The sequence below is a fragment of the Antarctobacter sp. genome, from assembly GCF_034670325.1.
In the GTDB taxonomy this organism is placed as follows: Bacteria; Pseudomonadota; Alphaproteobacteria; order Rhodobacterales; family Rhodobacteraceae; genus Antarctobacter.
Genome location: NZ_JAXMNR010000002.1, coordinates 322,223 through 344,295 on the forward strand (window position 1 = coordinate 322,223; position 22,073 = coordinate 344,295).

24 protein-coding genes and 1 tRNA gene are annotated in these 22,073 nt (G+C 60.6%); 7 read left to right on the forward strand and 18 right to left on the reverse strand.

Annotation, left to right across the window (positions count from 1 at the left end):
- Window positions 1–36 precede the first annotated feature (36 nt).
- On the reverse strand, window positions 37–1,512 hold the full coding sequence (locus VOI21_RS06685; protein WP_323768992.1) for a carboxypeptidase M32: 1,476 nt from the start codon (window positions 1,510–1,512) through the stop codon (window positions 37–39).
- Window positions 1,513–2,658 (reverse strand): heme A synthase, encoded by a 1,146-nt coding sequence (ctaA, locus tag VOI21_RS06690; RefSeq protein WP_323768994.1) that lies wholly within the window; start codon window positions 2,656–2,658, stop codon window positions 1,513–1,515.
- Window positions 2,659–2,902: 244 nt separating this feature from the next.
- Between ctaA and VOI21_RS06695 the strand changes: the two genes are divergently transcribed.
- The 3 genes from VOI21_RS06695 (at window position 2,903) to VOI21_RS06705 (ending at window position 4,419) form a co-directional block, all read left to right on the forward strand.
- Window positions 2,903–3,217 carry an SH3 domain-containing protein gene (locus VOI21_RS06695; RefSeq protein WP_323768996.1) on the forward strand — a complete coding sequence of 105 codons (315 nt, stop codon included), beginning with the start codon at window positions 2,903–2,905 and terminating at the stop codon, window positions 3,215–3,217.
- A gap of 281 nt (window positions 3,218–3,498) precedes the next feature.
- Window positions 3,499–3,807 (forward strand): SH3 domain-containing protein, encoded by a 309-nt coding sequence (locus tag VOI21_RS06700; protein WP_323768998.1) that lies wholly within the window; start codon window positions 3,499–3,501, stop codon window positions 3,805–3,807.
- A gap of 246 nt (window positions 3,808–4,053) precedes the next feature.
- Window positions 4,054–4,419, forward strand: a complete 366-nt coding sequence (locus tag VOI21_RS06705) for an SH3 domain-containing protein (protein WP_323769000.1) — start codon at window positions 4,054–4,056, stop codon at window positions 4,417–4,419.
- 72 nt (window positions 4,420–4,491) lie between these two features.
- Here VOI21_RS06705 and VOI21_RS06710 read toward each other — a convergent pair whose 3' ends face one another.
- Window positions 4,492–5,241 carry an RNA methyltransferase gene (locus VOI21_RS06710; protein ID WP_323769002.1) on the reverse strand — a complete coding sequence of 250 codons (750 nt, stop codon included), beginning with the start codon at window positions 5,239–5,241 and terminating at the stop codon, window positions 4,492–4,494.
- Window positions 5,242–5,372: 131 nt separating this feature from the next.
- Between VOI21_RS06710 and VOI21_RS06715 the strand changes: the two genes are divergently transcribed.
- Window positions 5,373–5,999, forward strand: a complete 627-nt coding sequence (locus VOI21_RS06715) for a thiamine phosphate synthase (RefSeq protein WP_323769004.1) — start codon at window positions 5,373–5,375, stop codon at window positions 5,997–5,999.
- 3 nt (window positions 6,000–6,002) lie between these two features.
- Here VOI21_RS06715 and VOI21_RS06720 read toward each other — a convergent pair whose 3' ends face one another.
- The 3 genes from VOI21_RS06720 to VOI21_RS06730 all read right to left on the reverse strand — a co-directional run bounded on the left by VOI21_RS06720 (window position 6,003) and on the right by VOI21_RS06730 (window position 7,912).
- Complete coding sequence (locus tag VOI21_RS06720; protein ID WP_323769006.1) at window positions 6,003–6,845, reverse strand: lysophospholipid acyltransferase family protein; 843 nt, start codon at window positions 6,843–6,845, stop codon at window positions 6,003–6,005.
- A gap of 7 nt (window positions 6,846–6,852) precedes the next feature.
- Window positions 6,853–7,605: a GNAT family N-acetyltransferase gene (locus tag VOI21_RS06725; protein ID WP_416358960.1), complete on the reverse strand. Its 753-nt coding sequence runs from the start codon at window positions 7,603–7,605 to the stop codon at window positions 6,853–6,855.
- A gap of 124 nt (window positions 7,606–7,729) precedes the next feature.
- On the reverse strand, window positions 7,730–7,912 hold the full coding sequence (locus VOI21_RS06730; RefSeq protein WP_323769010.1) for a DUF3553 domain-containing protein: 183 nt from the start codon (window positions 7,910–7,912) through the stop codon (window positions 7,730–7,732).
- A 28-nt stretch (window positions 7,913–7,940) separates the two neighbouring features.
- On the opposite strand from VOI21_RS06730, the gene VOI21_RS06735 reads away from it, so the two are divergent.
- Window positions 7,941–8,546, forward strand: a complete 606-nt coding sequence (locus tag VOI21_RS06735; RefSeq protein WP_323769012.1) for a histidine phosphotransferase family protein — start codon at window positions 7,941–7,943, stop codon at window positions 8,544–8,546.
- A gap of 46 nt (window positions 8,547–8,592) precedes the next feature.
- Here VOI21_RS06735 and VOI21_RS06740 read toward each other — a convergent pair whose 3' ends face one another.
- The 7 genes from VOI21_RS06740 to VOI21_RS06770 form a co-directional block, all read right to left on the reverse strand.
- Complete coding sequence (locus tag VOI21_RS06740) at window positions 8,593–9,858, reverse strand: glutamate-5-semialdehyde dehydrogenase (RefSeq protein WP_323769014.1); 1,266 nt, start codon at window positions 9,856–9,858, stop codon at window positions 8,593–8,595.
- A 73-nt stretch (window positions 9,859–9,931) separates the two neighbouring features.
- Window positions 9,932–11,038, reverse strand: a complete 1,107-nt coding sequence (gene proB, locus VOI21_RS06745) for a glutamate 5-kinase (RefSeq protein ID WP_323769016.1) — start codon at window positions 11,036–11,038, stop codon at window positions 9,932–9,934.
- Window positions 11,026–12,072, reverse strand: a complete 1,047-nt coding sequence (gene obgE / locus VOI21_RS06750) for a GTPase ObgE (RefSeq protein WP_323769018.1) — start codon at window positions 12,070–12,072, stop codon at window positions 11,026–11,028. Before obgE ends, proB begins: the two co-directional genes overlap by 13 nt.
- A 106-nt stretch (window positions 12,073–12,178) precedes the next feature.
- Window positions 12,179–12,718 carry a GNAT family N-acetyltransferase gene (locus VOI21_RS06755; protein ID WP_323769020.1) on the reverse strand — a complete coding sequence of 180 codons (540 nt, stop codon included), beginning with the start codon at window positions 12,716–12,718 and terminating at the stop codon, window positions 12,179–12,181.
- A gap of 155 nt (window positions 12,719–12,873) precedes the next feature.
- Window positions 12,874–13,143: a 50S ribosomal protein L27 gene (rpmA, locus tag VOI21_RS06760; RefSeq protein ID WP_089280257.1), complete on the reverse strand. Its 270-nt coding sequence runs from the start codon at window positions 13,141–13,143 to the stop codon at window positions 12,874–12,876.
- A 22-nt stretch (window positions 13,144–13,165) separates the two neighbouring features.
- Entirely contained in the window at window positions 13,166–13,753 is a 588-nt protein-coding gene (locus VOI21_RS06765; RefSeq protein ID WP_323769023.1) for a 50S ribosomal protein L21, read from the reverse strand.
- 260 nt (window positions 13,754–14,013) lie between these two features.
- Complete coding sequence (locus VOI21_RS06770) at window positions 14,014–14,868, reverse strand: DUF2059 domain-containing protein (protein WP_323769025.1); 855 nt, start codon at window positions 14,866–14,868, stop codon at window positions 14,014–14,016.
- Between the two features lie 202 nt (window positions 14,869–15,070).
- Between VOI21_RS06770 and VOI21_RS06775 the strand changes: the two genes are divergently transcribed.
- Window positions 15,071–15,160 (forward strand) — tRNA-Ser (locus VOI21_RS06775).
- A gap of 1,746 nt (window positions 15,161–16,906) precedes the next feature.
- On the opposite strand, the gene VOI21_RS06780 is transcribed toward VOI21_RS06775, so the two are convergent.
- The 4 genes from VOI21_RS06780 to VOI21_RS06795 all read right to left on the reverse strand — a co-directional run bounded on the left by VOI21_RS06780 (window position 16,907) and on the right by VOI21_RS06795 (window position 20,151).
- Entirely contained in the window at window positions 16,907–17,305 is a 399-nt protein-coding gene (locus tag VOI21_RS06780; protein ID WP_323769027.1) for a hypothetical protein, read from the reverse strand.
- 639 nt (window positions 17,306–17,944) lie between these two features.
- The gene (locus tag VOI21_RS06785; RefSeq protein WP_323769269.1) at window positions 17,945–18,121 is read right to left on the reverse strand and encodes a helix-turn-helix transcriptional regulator; all 177 of its coding nucleotides are present in this window, start codon (window positions 18,119–18,121) and stop codon (window positions 17,945–17,947) included.
- A 98-nt stretch (window positions 18,122–18,219) separates the two neighbouring features.
- Window positions 18,220–18,972 (reverse strand): hypothetical protein, encoded by a 753-nt coding sequence (locus tag VOI21_RS06790; RefSeq protein WP_323769029.1) that lies wholly within the window; start codon window positions 18,970–18,972, stop codon window positions 18,220–18,222.
- Window positions 18,973–20,151: a tyrosine-type recombinase/integrase gene (locus VOI21_RS06795; RefSeq protein ID WP_323769031.1), complete on the reverse strand. Its 1,179-nt coding sequence runs from the start codon at window positions 20,149–20,151 to the stop codon at window positions 18,973–18,975.
- Between the two features lie 197 nt (window positions 20,152–20,348).
- On the opposite strand from VOI21_RS06795, the gene VOI21_RS06800 reads away from it, so the two are divergent.
- The gene (locus VOI21_RS06800; RefSeq protein WP_323769033.1) at window positions 20,349–21,179 is read left to right on the forward strand and encodes a hypothetical protein; all 831 of its coding nucleotides are present in this window, start codon (window positions 20,349–20,351) and stop codon (window positions 21,177–21,179) included.
- 247 nt (window positions 21,180–21,426) lie between these two features.
- Here VOI21_RS06800 and VOI21_RS06805 read toward each other — a convergent pair whose 3' ends face one another.
- A complete protein-coding gene (locus VOI21_RS06805) occupies window positions 21,427–22,071 on the reverse strand; it encodes an aspartate/glutamate racemase family protein (protein WP_323769034.1) in 645 nt (214 codons plus the stop codon).
- Between the last annotated feature and the right edge of the window lie 2 nt (window positions 22,072–22,073).

Below are 22,073 nucleotides of genomic sequence, written 5' to 3' on the forward strand. Positions count from 1 at the left end.
CATCGGGACGGGTCATGCCCGTCCCGTTTTTTGGTGTCACAACCCGTATAGCGCCGTGAACTTTTCCTCGAGGTAGTCCAGCAATGGCCCCTCGGACGGTGCGCCCCCACTGGCTTTCTCGATGACCTCACGCGGTGTATAGAGCCCGCCATATTGCTGCAGGTTGTCCCTCAGCCAGTCAGTCGCGGACGAGGTGTCCCCTTCCGCCAGTTGCGCATCGAGATCGGGAACCGCGACACGCAGGGCCTTATACAGACACCCGGCGTAGACATTGCCCATCGAATAGGTCGGGAAATATCCAAACAGACCGGCGGACCAATGCACATCCTGCAAGACACCGTCGGATGGCTTGTCGACGGCAAAGCCGAAGTCGGCCTTGAACCGGTCGTTCCACGCCGCCTCCAGATCGTCGACCAGCAGGTCGCCAGTGATCAGGGCGCGCTCCAGATCAAACCGCAAAAGAACGTGCAGGTTATATTGCAATTCATCCGCCTCGGTCCGGATATAGCCGTTCCGTACCTGATTCACGGCGGCATAGAACCCATCCTCATCGGTGATACCGAAGTTACCGAAAGTGTCGCGCATCTGGCGGTAGAGCCAGCCGGTAAAGGCGCGTGACCGGCCCAGTTGGTTCTCGTAAATCCGGCTCTGGCTTTCGTGAACGCCCATCGACACGCCCGCTCCCAGTGGCGTCAGCCGATAGCGGGTATCGATGTTCTGCTCATAACAGCCGTGACCGACCTCATGGATGGTGGAGTAAAAGCAGTTGAAAGGCTCCAGTGGCATGGTGCGCGTGGTGATCCGCACATCATCACCGGAACCGGAACTGAACGGGTGTACCGCCTTGTCCACGCGGCCCCGTTTCATGTCATAACCAAAGGTCTTGGCCAAGAGGCGCGCCAGCTTCATCTGTCCCCCCTCGTCAAAGGGCCCGCTCAGGCCCTTTGGCTGCGGCTTGGACAGGACCGCCTCGCGCAGGGCCACAAGGCGCGGTCGCAGTGCGCCAAACATCGCCTCGAGGTCCGCCGCCTTGGCGCCGGGTTCATAGTCTTCCAACAGCGCGTCATAGACATCGCCGCCCGCAGCCAAAGCTGCGCCTTCTTCCTGACGGAGCGCGATCACCTCTTTCAACGCCGGAGCGAAGGCAGCGAAATCGTCATCCGCGCGGGCCTCGGCCCAGATCACGTGGCTGCGGCTGACCAGCCTCGCGATCTCGGACGCCAGACGTTCGGGGACGCGCACCGCACGTTGATGGCTACGGCGGATGTGGCGCAGTTGCGCCCGTGCCACCGGGTCCAACCCGTCCTCGACAATCGCCGCCAACCAGTCGCCGACACGCGGGTCGGTGCGACGCTGGTGCAGCACCGCCTCCATCGCCGCGCGTTCATCGCTGCGCTGGTCGGCGGCACCGCGCGGCATCATGGTTTCCTGATCCCAGCTCAGACGCCCTGCAACCTGTGCCAGCGCCTCTGTATCGCGCTGGAACGCCATCAACTCTTCATACGCACCCATTCAGGCCGTCCCTCTTATACTTTGTGGTGCGGGGTATCGCGCCGCAAAGCGCGCCCGCAGAATCAATGCCCAAAGGACCACCGCCCCCAACTGATGCAGGATGGCGATTTGCCAAGGAGCAGTATACACAACCGTGACGATACCCAGCGCAACCTGTAGGAGCAAGGCGGCAAGTACAGCATTGAAACGAAAGCGAGTATCCCTGTTCGGCGACCGGCGCGCCCGCCGCCAGACCACGATTCCGAAGGCCAGCAACAGGTAGCCTGCGATGCGATGGATGAACTGCACCATCCCGGCATTCTCAAAGAAATTCCGCCACAGCGGTTCAAAGTCCAGCGCGTTCGACGGAAAGAATTCTCCGCCCATAAGCGGCCAGTCGTTGTAGCTGCGCCCGGCGTCGATCCCGGCCACCAGAGCCCCCAGCAGTATCTGCAGAAAGCTGAAGTGCAGCAGGCCGGTGGACATAGAAAACAGCTTGGGCTCGGCGCTGCGCCGCGCCTGCATCAGCGCGCGTTCTTCATAGGTCAGCCGGTAAACATACCATGCGATAAAGCCGAGGATCACAAAGGCAAGGCCAAGATGCGTGGCCAACCGGTAAGACGCCACATCCAGCCTGTCACCACCCAGACCCGACGATACCATCCACCAGCCGATGGCCCCCTGCAGGCCGCCCAGCACGCCAAGGCCCAACAGCCGACCGTTCCAGCCCGGCGGAATTGATTTCGTCGCGAGAAAGCCAAAGAAACCGATGGCCCAGACCAGTCCGATCACCCGCCCAAGCTGTCTGTGCCCCCATTCCCACCAATATATGAACTGGAACTCTGACAGGGTCATACCGGCGTTCTGCAGTTGGTATTCCGGGATCTGCTTGTACTTCTCGAACTCCACGCCCCAAGCTTCTGCGCTCATCGGAGGCAGCGCGCCGGTCAGCGGACGCCATTCGGTGATCGACAGTCCTGAGTCCGTCAATCTGGTCAATCCGCCCACAGCGATCATCGCCACTACCAACACAAACAACAGCATCAGCCAAAGCCGTACAGGCCCGCGCGCCCCGCGCTTGCCCGCGTCGATCATGCCCCCCGTGGGTGCGGCCGGGGTCTGTGCCTTGTCGCCCACTTCTTCGAACAGCTTGCGTTTCTCTGCCATGCCAGCCTCCGCATTGTTGCCCGGGACACTAGAGCGCCGACCGGGGGCCTTCAAGCGTCGCAGACGGGGATTTGAGGACCTGCAACCGGACGTCCCGGGGTCAGGAAAACCTCCGTCAGGTATGCCTGACTTATGGCGGATGCCCCGAACCGCTAGATTGATGTCACAGAATACGAAGACCCCAAAGACCCGCCGCCAAGCCTCAGAGCTTACAGATCAAAGACTTTATCAAAGGATCAACACCATGAAAAAGTTCATTCTTTCCGCTGTCCTCGCCGCCGCCGCAATGACCGCTTCGGCCGCATCTGCCACCCAAGCCTGGATTGGTGACTATCACCTGAACGCACGGTCCGGCCCCGGCACCAACTACCACAAGCTGGGCACCTTCAACCCCTGCACCGCCGTGCATATCGTCGCCTACAAGCACGGCTGGGCGAAGGTCTACTTCAACCACAACTACTACTGGGTGTCGGCCAAGTACCTGCAGGGTCATTCCTGCCACTGGGCGCCCAAGAAGAAGCATCACAACAAGCACTACAACAAGCACTACAACTACTGATCTCTTCCTCCCTCCCGGTGCCGGTTTCTCCTCCCTGGCCGGCCCGGCCTCCCTTGCGGATCGATCCCCCCGGATCGGTCCGCTTTTTTTGTCTCGGCGATGCCCGAGCGGAGAGTATCGGCGGAGGCCGCAGAGGGTCGGGAAAACCTCCGTCAGGTATGCCTGACTTATGGCGGATGCCCCGAACCGCTAGATTGATGTCACAGAATACGAAGACCCCAAAGACCCGCAGCCAAGCCTCAGAGCTTACAGATCAAAGACTTTATCAAAGGATCAACACCATGAAAAAGTTCATTCTTTCCGCTGTCCTCGCCGCCGCCGCAATGACCGCTTCGGCCGCATCTGCCACCCAGGCCTGGATCGGTGACTATCACCTGAACGCACGGTCCGGCCCCGGCACCAACTACTACAAGCTGGGCACCTTCAACCCCTGCACCGCCGTGCATATCGTCGCCTACAAGCACGGCTGGGCAAAGGTCTACTTCAACCACAACTACTACTGGGTGTCGGCCAAACACCTGCAGGGTCATTCCTGCCACTGGGCACCGAAGAAGAACAAGCATTGGGGTCACAAGAACTGGGGTTACTGATCGCTCCCACCCCAGGCCGGAGTTTCCTCCCGTACCGGCCATGACCTGCAGCGGACCGATCCCACCGGATCGGTCCGTTTCCGTTTGCACTTCGAAAAACCGATGCGTCGGCTTCATTTTCTTGGTCGGTCAGGAATGCCTGACTTATGGTAAGGTACTGAAGACCGTAAATTGTGCGTACAGGTTCACACGCGCCCACCATCATTCATAGACCAGCCAAGTACATAGACCCAAAGGAACAAACCCATGAAGACCTTCCTGATCTCTGCGGCTATTGCAGCCACCGCCCTGACCGCCTCTGTCGCATCCGCCGACCAAGCTTGGGTTGGTCAGAACCACCTGAACTATCGCACCGGTCCCGGCCTGAACTACGCCGTTGCCGGCACCTTCCAGCCCTGCCATGCCTTGGACACCTATGACCGCCAGTACGGTTGGGTTCAGGTCTTGCATCAGGGTCAGTACTACTGGGTTCATCAGGATTACGTGGTGAACTACCAGTGTTCCTACACCCCGCCGCAGAACACGTACACGCCGCCCAAGAAGACCTACACCCCGCCCAAAAAGACCTACACGCCTCCGAAGCAGACCGGCGGCTACGGCGGCAACTACTGATCCCCTCCTGAGAACCGGCGCCGGTTCTCCTCCCTGTCCGGCCCGGCCGACTTGCGGACTGATCCCTAGGGTTCAGTCCGCTTTTTTGTCTTTCCAGCGGACCACCTGCCGCATCATGCCGTGCAGCATCTGCACATCCGCACGGGTCAGCGGCAGGCGCGACCACATATTGCGCAGGTTGGTCTTCATCCCTTCGGCCTTTGTTTCGGGGAAAAAGAACCCCGCCTCGTCCAAGCGATCTTCGTAATGGCGAGCCAGATGTTCGACCTCGTGGGCCTCCGCCACCTCGGTCCCGGCCAGCGTTTCTGTCACAGGTGCGATGTCAGCGGTGGCGCGTTGCCATTCATAGGCGGTCAACAGCACACATTGCGCGAGGTTCAGCGAGTAGAACTCGGGGTTCACCGGGACCGTGATGATCGCGTTCGCCTGCGCCACGTCCTCATTTTCCAACCCGGCCCTTTCCGGCCCGAACATCACCGACACCCTTTGGCCTTGTGCGATTCGACGTGCGGCCTCTGCCATTGCCTCGCGCGGTTCATAGACCGTCTTGGTCAGATCCCGAGAGCGCGCTGTGGTGGCGAAAACGAAATGACTGTCGGACAACGCTTCAGCCAGCGTGTCGGTATGGATCGCTTCATCCAGCAAACGCCCCGCACCAGAGGCCATCGCAACCGCCTTGGGGTTGGGCCAGCCGTCGCGCGGCCCCACCACCCGCATCCGGTCCAGCCCAAAGTTCCACATCGCCCGCGCCGCCGCGCCGATATTCTCGCCCATCTGGGGCCGGACCAGCACAAAGGCCGGTTGCGGTCTGTCAGTCGCCATGGAACCCTCCTGAAGATCGGCGGAGGGGTACTGCCCCGAAGCGCCGGGGGCAAGCCCGCGCTACATGCGAAAAACGCAGGTGCAAAGGGCGCAGACCCGCGTTATGAGAGCGTTCGGACCAGGAGAGCGCCATGACGACCGAAGACCGGGATGCCCCGCAGATCTACCTTGTGACCCCGCCGGAGTTCGACCTCGGCAGCTTTCCCGGCCAATTGGCGCGGGTTGTGGGGGAGGTTGACGTCGCCTGCCTGCGGCTCAGCCTAGCCACCCGCGATGAGGATCGCCTGTTGCGCGCCGCAGATGCGGTCCGCGAGGTGGCGCACAAGGTCGACGTGGCGCTGGTGATCGACACCCATGTGGTCATGGCCGAACGACTGGGATTGGACGGGGTGCACCTGCTGGATGGCGCCCGCTCAGTCCGATTCGCGCGCAAGACGTTGGGCCCGGACGCCATCGTCGGGGCCTATTGTCGCCAGTCCCGGCACGACGGGATGGCCGCGGCCGAGGGCGGTGCTGACTATGTATCCTTTGGACCTGTTTCGGGCGCATTGGATGATGGTGAACTCGCCGACCCCGAGCTTTTCAGCTGGTGGACCGAGATGATCGAACTGCCCGTGGTGGCTGAGGGCGGATTGACTGCCGACCTGATCACCCAATTGGCACCCATCACCGACTTCTTTTCGATTGGCGAAGAGATCTGGTCGACCGACGATCCGGCCGCAACGTTAAAGCAGTTCGAAAAGGCCATGCGCGGCTGAGGGTCACTCGGGGCCAAGCGGCCCCAGTTCGGCCTCATGGCCCGCCCTGACCTGTGTTTCCAACGCCCGCGCAACGCTTTTGCGATTGGGATAGTCATCCACGCGCAGAGGCGGGTGATAGGTCAACACAACGCGCCCTTGCCGCCCCTGCGCCAAAATCCGCAACAGGGACGCGCCGAATTCCATGTCGCCCCACCAGCCATAAAAGCACGCAGGCGCACCCGGCGGTGCGTGGTAGACCACGCTCACCGGCTGGATCTGCATCGCATGGTGCAGCCGTTCGGAATAAAACGCGGCGAACAGCGTTGTCTTGAACGGCAGCACCCGCAGACCGTCGGTCGAGGTCCCCTCAGGGAAAAACAGCAGACGGTGACCGTGCAGCAGGCGTTCCTCGAACAGCTGTGTCTGCGATTGCGCCTCTCGCCGGTCGCGGTTGATGAACACCGTTCCGGTCGCCCGCGCCAGCCAGCCGATCCCCGGCCAGTCAGAGACTTCTGCCTTGGAGACGAAATAGATCGTCTTGCGGCTGTTGAGCACAAAAATATCCAGCCATGACGTGTGGTTGGCCACCACCGCCCCCGCGCCTTTCATGCGTTGGCCCCGCACCTCTACCGGCAACCCCATGATCAACAGAACCGTGCGACATACGAACTGGGTGATCAATGGCGTCACCGGGCGGCGCGTGCCAAACACTGGCCGCTCGATCAGCCGTGCCAGCAACAAAAGGCCCAGACATCCGAAAATCACCGCCACCATGAGCGGCGCCCGCAGGGCGACCCGCAGCCAGCCCATGACGCCGATTGGCGGCCAATCGGGCGGCTCAGCGCCATCCCAGGTCTGGCTCATGGCTGCCTCACAGGGCGCGCTCTTGGGTATAGCGCGCGCGCTGGCGGTCGTTCATTAGCTCTGTGTCCATCACAAGACAGACGTCTACCGTGTTGAAATCGCGATCAATAAAGGCCCCATCGCCCACACACCCCCCCAACCGCAGATAGGCCTTGATCAACGCCGGAACCTGCAACATGGCGCGGCGGCGGTCGATCTGGTCCTCGGGCATCAGATCCATCGACTGATATGCGCGGGCGCGTGGGCGCAACTCTGCCGGGGCCAGATGACGGTGATGCAGCAGAGAAAGTGGCTCAGCCAGTTTGTCCACGTCGATGCCGTGAAAGCTGGCCACGCCGAACAGCACCTCTATGCCGTGGTCCCGAACGTAGCTGCCCAGTCCTTGCCAGAGATGGAACATCGCTGGCCCGCCCCGGTAATCGCGGTGCAGACAGGAGCGGCCCAGTTCCAGCAGGCGACGCCCACTGCTCTTGAGCGCGGTCAGATCGTATTCATCCTCGGAATAGAATTGCCCTGCGGCCTTGGCTTGATCCTCGCGCAGGACGCGGTAGACCCCGACAACAGCATCGCCGCGCAGATTATCGCAAATCAGCAGATGGTCGAAAAACGGATCGAACCGGTCCCGTTCCAGCCGCGCCTCGTGATCGACCAATGCGCCGTCGCCGCCCAATTCGGCCACGAACACCTCATAGCGCAGGCGCTGCGCGGCCTTGATGTCGTCGTCGTTTTCCGCGAGCCGGACCGTGAAGGCCTCTGTCACACTTTTGTCCCCCGCGCGTGGCCGCATGATGTCTGGTGGTCATAGGCAAGCCGCCGTTGGAGTGCAATGTTTCCCGTGTTAGTGCGACACTGGTTAACCATTCCTAAACCTGTGCAGGAATACGTTAACCATCAAATACCGGGAGGAGAGTCACCCGGGCACCGTCGATCACGACCTTGCCTTCTTCGCGGAAATTCACGGTGATCCGGCCGCCTATGTTCGACTGTACCTGGCCGGTACCCCAATCGGGCTGATCCGGATGACGGACCAGCATCCCCGGTTCGAGTAAAGAGTTGAGATCTGCCATTCCTATTCCCTCCAGAACGGAGCCAGACATGTCCGAGCCCCGCGCCAATCTTGCCGCTCTTGTCGGGTCGCGCCTGTGCCACGACCTTATCAGCCCCATCGGCGCCATCCAGAACGGACTGGAACTGATCGCCCTTTCGGGGCCAGCAGACACCAGCCCTGAAATGGCGCTGATCCAGGAAAGTTGCGAAAGCGCCGCGGCGCGCATCCGCTTTTTCCGGGTCGCCTTTGGCCAGGCCAGCCAGCAACACATGATGGGCCGCCGTGAGGTCATGTCCACCCTGACAGCGCTTGGCAAGGGCGGCAAGCTGCGCGCTGACTGGATGCCGCAAGACGACCTGCCCCGGATCGAAGTGCAGTTGGCGTTCCTTGCGTATCTGTGCTGTGAAAGCGCGCTGCCCGGCGGCGGCACGATCCGGTTTGAGCGTGACGCCGCAGGCTGGGCGCTCAGCGCCTCTGGCCCGAGACTGGCGATAGATCAACCGCTTTGGGATCATCTGAACGGCAGCGGTGCGTTGGAAGAGCCCGCCGCCAACCGCGTGCATTTCGCCCTATTGCCGATTCTGGCCGAGGAAGCGGGGCACAAGGTCTACACGACGCTGCGGGATGAGACGATCATCCTCAAGATCGCCTGACCCAACTGCGCGCGTCCGATCCGCCACACTGCGTTTTCGTCCGGACCTAGGCCCGGACGGTGCCATCCCCTGTCACCAGATACTTGAAGCTGGTCAGTTGTTCCGCGCCCACCGGGCCACGCGCGTGCATCTTGCCCGTGGCGATACCAATTTCTGCGCCCATGCCAAACTCACCGCCATCGGCGAACTGAGTCGAGGCGTTGCGCATCAGGATTGCTGAATCCAGCCGTTCGAAAAAACGCGCTGCGGCGGCGTCATCCTCGGTCAGGATACAGTCGGTGTGGTTCGATCCGTACTGGCGAATATGTGCGATGGCGGCATCGATATCGTCCACGACACGCGCGGCGATGATGCTGTCGAGGTATTCCTGCCCCCAATCCTCGGACGTCGCCGGAGTTGTGCCCGGGATCACCTGCAAATCTGCATCTGCTCGCACCTCGACTCCTGCATCAATCAGCGCACGGATCACGCCCTGCCCGATGGTCTCGACCACGTCTCGGTGGATCAGCAGGCATTCGGCGGCCCCACAGATGCCCGTACGTCGGGTCTTGGCGTTCTTGACCACCCCCAAGGCCTTGACCGGGTCGGCGTCCTTGTCGATGTAGATGTGTACAATGCCTTCGAGATGGGCAAAAACCGGCACCCGCGCCTCACGTTGCACCAGCCCCACCAATCCTTTGCCGCCGCGCGGGACAATCACGTCGATGGTGTCGGTCATCTTCAGCATCTCGCTGACAGCCGCGCGGTCGCGCGTCGGCACCAGCTGGATCGCGGCCTCCGGCAGACCCGCCGCGCGCAGCCCCTCGACAAGGCAGGCGTGGATCGCGCCAGAGGAATGAAAGCTCTCAGAGCCGCCACGCAGGATCACCGCATTTCCCGCCTTCAGGCAGAGCGCGCCAGCATCCGCCGTGACGTTGGGCCGCGACTCGTAGATTACCCCGATCACGCCAAGGGGCGTGCGGACGCGCTGGATGTGCAACCCCGTGGGCCGGTCCCACTCGGCAATCACCTCCCCCACAGGATCGTCTTGCGCCGCCACAGAGCGCAGGCTGTCACAGATGCCCTGAATGCGCGTCTCATCCAGCATCAGCCGGTCCATCATCGCCTTGGACAGGCCCTTTTGGCGGCCAAAATCCAGATCACGGGCGTTCGCCTCGATGATCTGCGCGCGCGCCTCCCAGACGGTGTCGGCAGCAATTTCCAGCGCCTTGCGCTTTTGCTCGGCTGGGGCAAAGGCCAGTTCCGCAGCGGCCGCGCGGGCCTTTTCGCCAATGTCGTGCATCAGGGCGGGAATGTTTTCGAGATCTTTCATCGGAAGAACCCTCTGGCCTAGGTTGAATGAGCGTATGTCTAGAGAGAAGAACCGCAGGCGTCAAAGCGTGCGATCACACCGCCATGTCATCGCGGTGGATCAATACGGCGCGTCCTGGATAGCCAAGAATGGCCTCGATCTCACGGCTATGGTGTCCGGCGATGGCGCGCGCCTCTTCGGCGGTGTAGCGGGTCAGACCCTGGCCCAGCGTCTTGCCGGTGAGGCTGCGGATGGTCACAGGATCGCCGCGGCCAAAATCGCCCTCAACCGCGCGCAGCCCCGCAGGCAGCAGCGACTTGCCCGAGGCCAGCGCCCGCGCCGCGCCCTCATCCACGCGCAAGGTGCCTTGGGGTTTCATCGCCGCGATCCAGCGTTTGCGCGCGGCGTGCGGGTCCAGTTGCGGCGTAAACAGGGTTGAGGGCGCACCGTCGGTCAGGCGCTTCAACGGGTGCAGATCCGCCCCGTGGCTGATGATCATCGCACAGCCAGAGGCGGTGGCGGTCTTGGCCGCCATGACTTTGGTTTTCATCCCACCCTTGGACAGGCCCGACCCGGCGTCACCGGCCATGCCCTCTATCTCGGGCGTGATTTCGTCAATCACCTCAATCCGTTGCGCGGCAGGATCGGTGGTCGGGTTGCCCGTATAAAGCCCGTCAACATCCGACAGCAGGACCAATAGGTCTGCACCCACGGTCACCGCCACCTGCGCCGCCAATCGGTCATTGTCGCCATAGCGGATCTCATCGGTGGCGACGGTGTCGTTCTCATTCACGATCGGCACCGCGCCAAAGCCTAGAAGCGTCTCAAGCGTCGCGCGTGAATTCAGGTAGCGGCGGCGGTCGGCGCTGTCCTCCAGCGTCACCAGCACCTGCGCTGTGATCAGACCGTGCGGGGCCAGCGCCTCTTGCCACGCGCGGGCCAGACGGATTTGGCCCACGGCAGCCGCGGCCTGCGATTGTTCCAATGGCAGTACGCTGGACGGCAGACCCAGAATGCCCCGCCCCAGCGCAATGGAGCCGGACGACACCAGCACCACATCCGCGCCACGGCGTTTCAAAACGGCAATATCTTCGGCAATGGAGGTCAGCCAATCGGTGCGCAAATCGCCGCTGGCGCGATCCACCAACAGCGCGGACCCGATCTTGACGACGACGCGACGCGCCGTTGTCAGGGCTGCCATTGACCGCCCTCCTCCTCGGCCTCCGGGGCCGGGCGGTCGGCGGCGCGGCGCGCCTCGACATGCGGGCGCAAGGCGCGCAGAACCTCTGTCACGCCCTCCTTGGTGGCACCGGACATCAGCATGACGTTCTTTGCTCCTGCGGCCTCAAGTTCGTCTTTGAGGAACACGCGCTCTTCGTCATCCAGCGCATCGATCTTGTTCAGAACCGTCACGCGCGGCTTGTCCGCCAAACCGGCGCCATAAGCATCAAGTTCATTACAGATCGTCTGATAATCCTCGATCAGGCTGCCCGAGGTGCCGTCGATCAGGTGCAACAGCACGGCGCTGCGTTCGACGTGGCCAAGGAAAATATCTCCCAGCCCCCTGCCCTCATGCGCGCCTTCAATCAGGCCGGGAATATCGGCCACGACAAATTCGGTGTTGTCGACGGCAACCACGCCAAGGTTGGGATGCAGCGTGGTAAAGGGATAATCCGCGATCTTGGGCCGCGCATTGGATGTAACCGACAAAAAGGTGCTCTTGCCCGCGTTGGGCAGACCTAGCAGGCCCACATCGGCAATCAGCTTCAGCCGCAGCCACAGCGTCCGTTCAACACCCTCCTGCCCGGGATTGGCATTGCGCGGGCCCTGGTTGGTCGAGCTCTTGAATTGCAGATTGCCCCAGCCGCCATTACCGCCTTTGGCAATCCGCACACGCTGGCCCAATTCGGTGATGTCGGCGATCACCGTTTCCTCGTCTTCCTCAAGGATCTCGGTGCCCACCGGCACCCGCAAGACGATGTCATTGCCATCGGCGCCGGTGCGGTTCTGCCCCCGGCCCGACTGGCCGTTCTGAGCGAACCAATGCTGCTGGTAGCGAAAGTCGATCAGCGTGTTCAGGCCATCGACCGCCTCGACCCAGACCGACCCGCCGCGCCCGCCGTCGCCGCCATCCGGTCCGCCGTATTCGATGAACTTTTCACGGCGAAAGCTGACGCAGCCGTTCCCGCCTGCGCCGGAGCGGATGTGAACCTTGCAGAGATCGAGGAATTTCATGGGATGAGCTTTCGGCGAAGGATTGGCGGCGGTTTTACCGGTGTTTTCGAGGGCGCTCAAGCACGCCCTCGACGCGCGGGCCGCCATGCCGGAATCCCCGGCGCGGTCAGCCCAGTTTTCGAATGTAGGTCCAAGTCGGCACCTTGGCCTGGCGCGCGACGGAATAGGCTTCGGCATCGCCGATGTATTCAAACCCGCAGTTCACCAGAACCCGGGCCGAGGCCGCGTTGTCCTGAAAGACAGAGGCGAACATGGTGGCGTTACCCATCGGGTTTGCCTCGACCAGTGCGCGCACCGCATCAGAGGCCAGCCCGGTGTTCCAGAACGCCGGTGCCACCCAATAGCCCACCTCGGACTGGTTGCGGTCCATCCGCTCCAACGAGATCAACCCCATCAGTTCGGCCCCATCGACCTTTGTGGCGTCCATCGCCCACACATCCTCTGTCCGGTCGGGCGCGGTGGCGCGTGTGACATACGCCTCGGTCGCGCCGGGCGGCAAGGGATGTGGAATCGACGTGGTCATCCGCGCCACCCGTTCATCGCGGGTATAAAGATCCATCAACCCGATGTCGGACTGGCGCACGGGACGCAAATCGAACCGTTCGGTGGCCACGATCGGCTGGTTGTCGGTGGTATCAAGGACCATCTGCACTCTCCTCCTGTGCAACGGCCGGGATCGGCAGCACCTGCGCCTTGCAGGTCATCTTGTTTTCGACGCGATCGATCCGGGACCCGGAAAATGGCAAGGGGACCGGCGCGGTCGCCGATCCCCTGTCCGCTTCCGTGACATTGTTCTCGGCGTTATTCCGCGGCTTCCGCCACCGGCAGCACCGAAATGAACGTGCGGCCCTTGAGGCCCTTGCGGAAGGTCACGCCGCCTTCGACGGTTGCAAAGATCGTGTGATCCTTGCCCATGCCCACGCCTTCGCCCGGCCAGAACTTGGTGCCGCGCTGACGCACGATGATGTTGCCGGGGATCGCAGCCTGACCGCCATAGAGTTTGACGCCAAGGCGGCGTCCGGCAGAGTCGCGTCCGTTGCGGGAGGAGCCGCCAGCTTTTTTATGTGCCATCTGTGTCTCTCCTTAGACTGTCTTAGGCCAGTGTCTTGGCCTGTTCGACCCACTCAGGCTTTACCTTGGTGGCGTCGAAGGTTTCCGGATCGACCGCGGCAAGCGCGGCGAAGGTGGTGATGCCTGCCTCGACCAGTTTCTTGGCGGCGGCGGGGCCGACACCTGTGATCTGGGTCAGGTCGTCGCCGTTTTCAACCTTTGCGGTTGCCTTTGCAGCGGCGGCCGGAGCCGGGGCAGCGGCGGCTTTCGGGGCGGAACCCGCACCGATCGCGGCCTTGACGCCGGTCTTGTCGCCACCCTCGGCGAGGATGTCGGTCACGCGGACCAGCGTCAGCTGCTGGCGGTGGCCTTTGGTACGCTGCGAGCCATGCTTACGGCGACGCTTGACGAAGTGAATGAGCTTTTCGCCCTTCACCTGGTCGATCACCTCGGCCTGCACCGCGGCACCGGCCACAGTCGGCGCGCCGACGACGGTGGTATCGCCGCCCAGCATGAGAATGTCATTGAATTGTACGGTTTCACCCGCGTCTGCGGCCAGCTTTTCAACCCGGAGCGTATCGCCCGACTGAACCTTGTACTGTTTGCCGCCGGTCTTCATCACCGCGAACATGGTGTGTCTTTCCTTTTTCTGCCGCGTTCTTTGGCCCCATTGCAGGAGTTCATGGGGTCCAATGCCCCGCCCCGAACAGCGCGCTCCCTCCGGAGCGTTCGTTGACAAAAACAAAAAGGCGGAGCCGAGGCCCCGTCCTTCACGTGGGCGGCTTATGGTCTGCGCGCCCTATCCTTGTCAAGGGATTGTTGAAGAGCCGGGCCAACATAGCGGGCAGACCCATAAGGTGCGGTCGGCGGTGCTGAATCACCTCTGCCCGCTCACAGTTCTTGCTGGCGCATCTGCTGTGCCGCAGCCAGCCCCAAAGCATATGAAATCTCATCGTACATCGCGTTGAACCCGGCAAACAGCGCGCGGTTCAAAGCACGTCCCTGCGTTGTCTCGGACAGCGCAATATACGCCTCCAGTTCCCCGTCCTCCAACGGCTCATAGGCCAGCAACAGAAAGGCATAGAGCCATTCGCGCGTGTCTTCGCGGGTTTCCTTTTCCTGTGACCAGACGTCAGACAGGATGTCCCCCTCGGACAGTTGCAGCCCGCCGCCGTCCACCAACCCGGAATAGAACTTGAACGAAGCATTCAACGCCCCTGTCACGTTGGCCTCCAGCAGGTCGTTGACTTCGACAAAGCGGCGAATCTGGTCCAGCCGGGGGCCTTCGCTGTCCTTGATCTCGCGGTAGGCTTCTCGCGCCGCCTCTTCGACGGCGTCCTCGATCATGGCTTCGCGGGCGGCCAGTTCAAGCGCGACAATGCGGCGACCAAGATCAGACGAGAAGAAGGCGATCAACGGTTCCGGATCGGTGTCCGCGATGGCCCCGGAAAACCCGGTCCGGACAACCGCGTGCATTTTTTCCGGATCGTAAATTTGAGCCAACAAATTTTGCCAGGGCGCAGAACTGCCCCCCGGCAACATGTCACCTGCAAGCTCGCCGCCATAGGACATGCCCTCGGTTCGCATGATGCCAAGCATGGAGTCGACTTGCAGCGCGTCCAAGAGGTCATCCACTTGGTCCGCACGCGCCGGGACTGCAACCACAAGCCAAGTCAGCAGGGCCAGACCCGCCATCACAAGGCGTCGGGCCGCCAAAGCCGTAGAGAGCGGAGAAATTTGGTCCATGGGTTCCTCGCAGATGACAGGGTAGTTCTTCAATTAGGGCAGACAGGGCTCCGCAACAACCGCCCAGCGTGTATACCGGCGGTCTCGCGCCCGTTGTCGCTGCGGCACAACCGGGAAAGCGGACGGGTTGCAATGTACCTGTCTTTTCTCTGTTGCGCATGGCGAACGAATTGGCTAAACGCCCCGCTACCAAGACCCCCGCGGAGAGGTGCCGGAGTGGTCGAACGGGGCGGTCTCGAAAACCGTTGTGGGTGCAAGCCTACCCAGGGTTCGAATCCCTGTCTCTCCGCCATAACTACCCGATAAGACTCTGAAAAGATTGCATTTACGCAGCCGCTCATGCTTTCGTCCCCCCACCCATTCCCCCACCCTGTCCAAATCTCTAATTTGTGAATGCGGTAATTTGGCATCCACCGCCGGTCCCTGAGTTGATCCGTCCCGACTTTGGCACCCCCCCTCCCGCTTTCACATGAACGTTGTCCAGTAGCTTGACGGGTCTTGGCGCATATGTCGTTCTGGTGGTTGTACAGTTTGGAGTGATTGCCCGTGAAGCCCGCCACCTTGTGCGCCCTCGCCTTGCTGCCCGTGCCAGCCTTAGCCGATATTCCCGTTCAATCGCTTGAGCGGCATGAAGCCTCCGGGATGTATGCCATCATGATTGCGCATACTGAAAAGGGCCACATCCTCCGGTGCGCGCTGTATGACGCTGAAGGTCGCCCGGTTGCAGTCCGGTCGTCCGTTTCTGACCAACTCGCCACGCAAGTTCTCATTCCCTATCGGGGCGACGACGTTGTTTCCGTCCGTTGCGTGTGGGACTGACACCGCGCTGCACACTGCCTCTCGCGACGCCGCCTAATCGCTGCCCGCTTTCTACACCTCTCACAGCAATAGCGGGCGTCCTGCCGCTTGTAGATCGGCAGATCGGCACCGCACCAATTGCAGTGCCATGACTTTCGCACAAGGCGGCGCAGGAGGCCCATGACACGGGCCTTTCGGTTGCTGTCGCTGCGGGACCATAGATAGCCCTCATAGGTCACTGACCAGCCGTTAGGCGTCTTCTCGAAGGTGATAGCGAAGGGATCGGGCGCGGGCATGGCAACTTGATTTCCTGTAGCTCAGAGACGGGTCAAACCGTTGACGGCAAACAATGGCAGATTGCGGGGCGCGCGATTTAGAAACCCCGCACAAAAACCGTGCTTGCCCGTCACATTGGTTGTGACACTTGCGGCGTCCAGACCCCTAACCGTCCTAAAATTTGTGACGTGCAGAGCAACTTCGGACACCTTGCGCGTCACAGAAACCCGGACATTTATACATCTAGCCATAGGCTACATCGGGAACACCTGAGCCACCGGCGCAAGGCAACCTTACCCAACTAGAAAAAACCTGACTTTTGTTGACATTCGCACTGGCCATCACGCCCCCACCACCTTCAACTTAGGACCGCCACCTGACGCACGCCATCACGGTCCCGCGACCTTCGACGCAGAACCGCCTCCCTCTGCTGCAAGAATGACAAGGCAAGGGCATTCCAATGGTCTGCCCCCAAGAAGCCCATTTTTCTGGCTGGAAGAAGGCGGATTGATTGCAATGGACGGTGAAAGTCATGCCTGCAAGACAGATCCATAAGCATAGCGGTCGTGTCCGACGGGATGAACGCAGAGACCTTTTGCGCAACCAACTATCCCTGCTCGCCCAGTTCTATCCGCTTTCGGTAATTTTCGAGTTCCCCACCAGAACGTAAGAAGTCCGAACAAGTAATCATTAACCAAAACCAAGCGGGGACTGTCCAATGACGAAACAAGATGAAAGCGTGGCTCAAGAACACATGTGGATTTTGGACGTCTTGATTGATATTGGAAAGTACGCGGAACAAAATGAGTTCCACGAATTGTCGGAGGCTATCGCTCACGCAGAGACCGTAGCTTCTTCTGAGATTTTCGCGCCCTCTAATGTTTGTCCGATTCGGTAGTTCAAGCTCATCGATCTACAAGGTGTGAGGGAATTTCAATCGTCTCCTGCTGCTTCTGTTTTCAGCTCAACAAGACCTCTGAGACTTCCAGCGCACAAACGATTTCGTCGCTTGCTTGCCATCTGGCATAGGCAATTCCTCCAAAGCCCATTTTGACGCCAACCCGACACCGGACGGGCCTAGATGGTGCCTGACCGTGCAACGGATGAATCCGCGCACCTCCAATTCATCGAAGTAAGGGCCAACCGTATTGCGGTGGACGTTCAACGCCTTCGCGGCTTCTCTATGGCTCAGGAATATCTCGCCATTGTTGCCGCCCAAAAACCGACGCTTCAACTCGACGTAGAGCGCGCGGGGACCGGGTTTCAGCGTGGCCCATGCCTCGCAGGCTTGCAGGTATTCGGGAAGCTGGACGTGACGCCCAGCCCCCTTCTTATGCCGCTTGTATGGCTTGTCGCGGCTCATTCCCGGTTCTCTCCCCCGATCAGAGCCAGCCAGAGACTTAGGGCGATATGAGGGTTTCCGCTTCCCCCAACCGAAAACCAGACCGCGCCTCCAAGCCGTCTTGTAAGGACATGCACACGGTCCCCGCGTCTTTCGATCTTGCAGCGGTCACTCATCCCATGGCCTTCCGTAGACCAATGTTGCGAGAAGGCGCGCCCGGTCCTCGGTCAGACCGTAGCGACGACGCAAGCGGGCAATGCGGAGACGCAACATCAAGTCTGCGCCCCCTCATTGCATAACCCCTGTGCGGAACGCGGGAACCTAAGTTTGGAGCGGTCGCAGTTCGGTGCGAGGTGATAGTACGCGACATTCTCAGGACCACGATATTCGACCAGAATCGGCCAGCCAAATTCGTGCTTGAGGCGATGGACGATTGCGCCCAACCGCCACCCGCGCACCTCGCGAATTTCAGTCTTGTGTGAGATGGTGCGACCTTCGAGAAGGGCCTTGCAGCACCAATACACCTGGGTCGGGCTGGAAAAGAAGCTGTCATGCGTTGACATAGTTTCGTTCCTTCGTGTTGCCACGGAGGACGGGCGGGGTTATTGATCAATCTGCTAAGACTACCCCTGACCCCGTCCTGTGTGGCGGGGTTTCTTTTTAGGTTTTGCGAGATTTCAACCATGCCGCAATGGCGCTTTCCGGCCATGCAACGGCTTTAGCGGTCAGCTTGACCGGGCGGGGAAATTCGTCTCGCGCCATTAGGTCGTAGATCGCGCTGCGGCTCAGTCCGGTTATTTCTTCGACGGCGGGTCTACGGAGATGCTTCTCCGCAATCCAACCGTTGATCGTTTCGGCCATGTCGGTTCCTTTCGGTACGTTAGGTGACATGGCGGAAATATCGCAGGAACAGATCCCAATATCATGGCCGAGATTTAACGTTCAAAATACCAACCATGGGAACCGCGCCTCATCCAAATGTCTTTGACCTGCGTGTAGCTACGGGGCGAGACGCGCCGCTCCACATTGGTTTTTGCAATAACGTCACAAGCAGAGTCCTCCACGGCCTTAGCGTCAGCGCGAGTCGCCGTGAAACCTTGAATTACCAAGCCTTCGACTAACTGGACGATAAGCATGTCACGCATCAAGTATGCCGCTGGATGCTTGCCCCTAGGACTGGGCCGAACCAGATCTCCACGCAAAACCTCGGAAATAAAGTCTCGAACATTTTGCGGCGGGTCGGCTACGCTTTTGACAATCGCAGCCGCTTCGCGACAGGCAACATCAAATTTTATTGGATCGTTTTCGACCCCTCTTAGGCGTTCATCGAAAGGAACATCCTGACACATCAGAGCGCCCGAAAGCTCGTCGAGTGCGCTGGGGTTGTCCAGCAACCTTTGATCAATTCCCAGTATTGGCCTTTCATAGTCAAGGCGCAGCTTAATCTTAGCAATGCCGATTTCCACTTTGTTGGCAAACCTAAAAAGTTGGTCGTCAATTTTCTGAAAGTCAGACAGAACCTCCCGAAGTCCTCTTAGGTCCTTGCGCCAGATAGAGTCTATGGCCCCCTCAATTCTCCTATCTATTTCTTCTACCCATTTACCCCTCACATCGGGCGCGATACGGATCGGGTCGATTGCAGCAAGGTTCCGTGAATTAATTTCACGCAGTGTCGGGGCCTCAGTCATTCAAATTTCCCACCTGACACTTTGGCCCCATCTTTCCATCAACTCCCGTCTCCGCTCAAACAGGTCCGATCTAGCATAGGCCGCTTCCGCCTGATTCCGTATGGTATGCGCCAACGCCGCCTCCGCAACCTCGCGCGGCGCGTCGGTCTGTTCCTGCGCCCATGTCCTGAAAGACGTGCGGAACCCGTGAATATCCACATCAAAGCCAAGCTCCTTGGTCAGCTTGGAAAGCGTCATGTCTGACAGCGGACGCCCTCTCTTGGTCCCCGGAAAAATCAGTTCTGACCCGTCAGAGAACCCGCGCGCCGCCGTCAGGATTTCGACTGCGCGCGGTGACAACGGAACCCGGTGTTCTCGCTTGGACTTCATCCGGTCTGCGGGAACCGTCCAGATCCCCGCGCCCAGATCGACCTCAGACCAGACAGCATTGCGAGCCTCGCCTGACCGTGCGGCGGTCAGTATCAAAAATTCGATTGCCAGTTTCGTGACCGCTCCGGCCTTCGACGCCTGTACCGATTGCAAGAAGCGCGACACATCCTGATAGGGCAACGCTTTGCGGTGCGCCTTGCGCCGCTCATGCTTGGGAAGGGCCTGCGATATGGCCTCTGCGGGATTGTCCTGACGCCAGCCCTTTGCCACCGCCCATTTCATCACCATTCCGATACGCTGGCGCACACGGCGCGCGGTTTCGGGTTTCTCCGTCCAGATCGGCGACAGGACGCGCAAAACGTCGTTTGTGTTCACGTCCCCCACCTTTACCTTTCCTATATGCAGGAAAGCATAGGTTTCGAGCGTGGAGATAAATTGCGCCGCGTGCTTGGCATTGCGCCATGTCGGGCGGTGCATCTCATGCACCTTGCGCGCCGCTTCCTCAAACGTCAGGACTGCCAGCGCCTCTAGCTTGGCTTGGATAGGGTCACCCCCTGCCCTTGCCACCTTACGGTTCTGTAGCGCCGCCTCCCGCGCCTCTGCGAGCGCCACCAGAGAAGCAGAGCCAAGCCCCATCTCACGCCGCTTTCCCCGGATAACAATACGCTGCACCCAAGACCGGGAACCGTTCGGTTTCACCAGCAGGTAAAGCCCGTTCCCATCGAAGTACTTGCCCGGTTCCGTAGCGTTCTTGACGCGCTGAGCGGTTAGAGCCTTTTCGGGTCTGCGAGGCGCGGCGTCCTGTGGCATCTGTTCCCCCATTCATCCCCCCACCTATTGGGGGAACAGGATGGACGCTAGCGGAACAATCTGGACAAAGGAAGTCTATATATGATTGATTCAAGTAGGTTATTTCGACCACTGCGGAACAGGTTGGATTACCCACGGGCAGACTGTCTCTCCGCCATTTCTTCCAAGTCTTTGATGACAAAGAGGAAAATAGCACGATGTCCAAGAAGCCGTTGTCCAAAATGGACCACACGAAGAAGGCATTGGACATGGACTACCTCAAACAACCACGTGGTCCCGGCACAGGTTGGGTTTTTTATATGGTGACGCCTCCAGAATTGATCGGGAAGCCAAACCCATTGACTGGTAAGCTGTGTCGGAAAACGCTCATCATGGGCTTGGGCACTCGTCACCCTGTCGAGGCCCGTAAACGACGTGATATCGCCCTAGGTGAGATACGCAAAGCCGTTGCTGAATTGTCCGACGAAGGCCGTTTCAGCCTTAGCTCTGCAGAAGAATGGCGAGAAATGATCGCCAACGACGACAGCGAAGAACAAGGGATCGAACTGGTCCTCTCCGACCAACTTGAGAAAGCGGCAGAGCGGGGCGTGCCTGAAGCCCAACTCAAGAGCTTCAACCGTGTCGCGCTTGGCAAAGGCTATCCGATAACGAAGGCCTTGGAGCAGTACATCGACGAGCGCAGCCCCGGCAATCGCCGCAACTTCAAGCCCCTCGCGTTGACCACTGTTGGGAATCTCAGGACCGCAGTAGGTCACCTCCGGTCTTTCCTTGAGGACCATCAAAACATTGCCTGTATGGAGGACGTGACCCCAAATTCGGCCCGTGGGCATGGTGCGACATACCTCGGGAAACTGGCTCTGCTGGCGGAAAGTGCCGATGCCGCCCGCCCCGGCGAACTCACTAGCCACGCCACGTATCTTGCCGAGCTCAATAGGCGCACCACCGGAAATCTGGTTTCTGGGCGCGTGTCGGTGAAGGATGAGCAGAGTCGCAGAGCGCAAGTGGATGCCTTGGCCCTGTTTGGGTAAAAGGAGGTGACTGACGGCCCGTCTCGGACCCGACTAACGGAAACCCAACACACATAGGGCGGGCTTCAGCCAGCCGTCCCAAGGCAAGCCATGTCGGACGCGGAGAAGTTGCCAATAGGGTTGGTCCGGTATGCTTTTCTGGTTTGATAAAGCATTGCCGCATGGCAACTGCGGTCGTCCAACCCTGCGCGCGGATCGCCTTGCCGAAGATTGGCGGAGATAGCACCGGTTTTCGGTTCAGGTACGTTCAGCGATAGACCAATGCCTGGGCAATGATCGCGGACGCCACAACGCCATCAATCAGCACCGTGTCTGTGCGATCAGACAGGCTGTGTCGGAGCCGAGACATTCCGGCGCACCCAAGAACGATGGCGCCGGCACCGGCGGCTTTTGCACCGGCTATGGTCATCGCCAGCCGGTCTTCCACACGCGGCCCGCCCCCCTCGACCTCCAGCACCGGAAGGCCGGAGGCGAACACCCCGACGCAGGCTTGTCGATGGCCATAGAGGTCCACGTTCGCCGCGATCACCGGCACCGACACATCGAGTGTCGTCACGATTCCGAAGCGGTTGCCGTGCAGCGCCGCCAGCGACATGGCTGCTTGGCCAATGCCTATCACGGGGCAATGCGCGGCGGACCGGATGCGACCGAGCCCGGTATCATCGAAACAGCCGATGACGATCGCATCCACGGCAGCGGCCCTTGCTTCGGGAAGCAAGGAAAGCAGCCCTTCGACCGCAGCCTCGCCATCCTCCGGTCCCTGGATTGCAGGCGGCCCGAGATAGTTGGTCCAGCCCAGCACCTCTGCCCCGGGCGCGGCGTCGCGTGCGACCGACACCATGCTGTCGGTCATTGCCTCGGTGGCATTCGGGTTCAGGTAGAGCAGGCGCATGG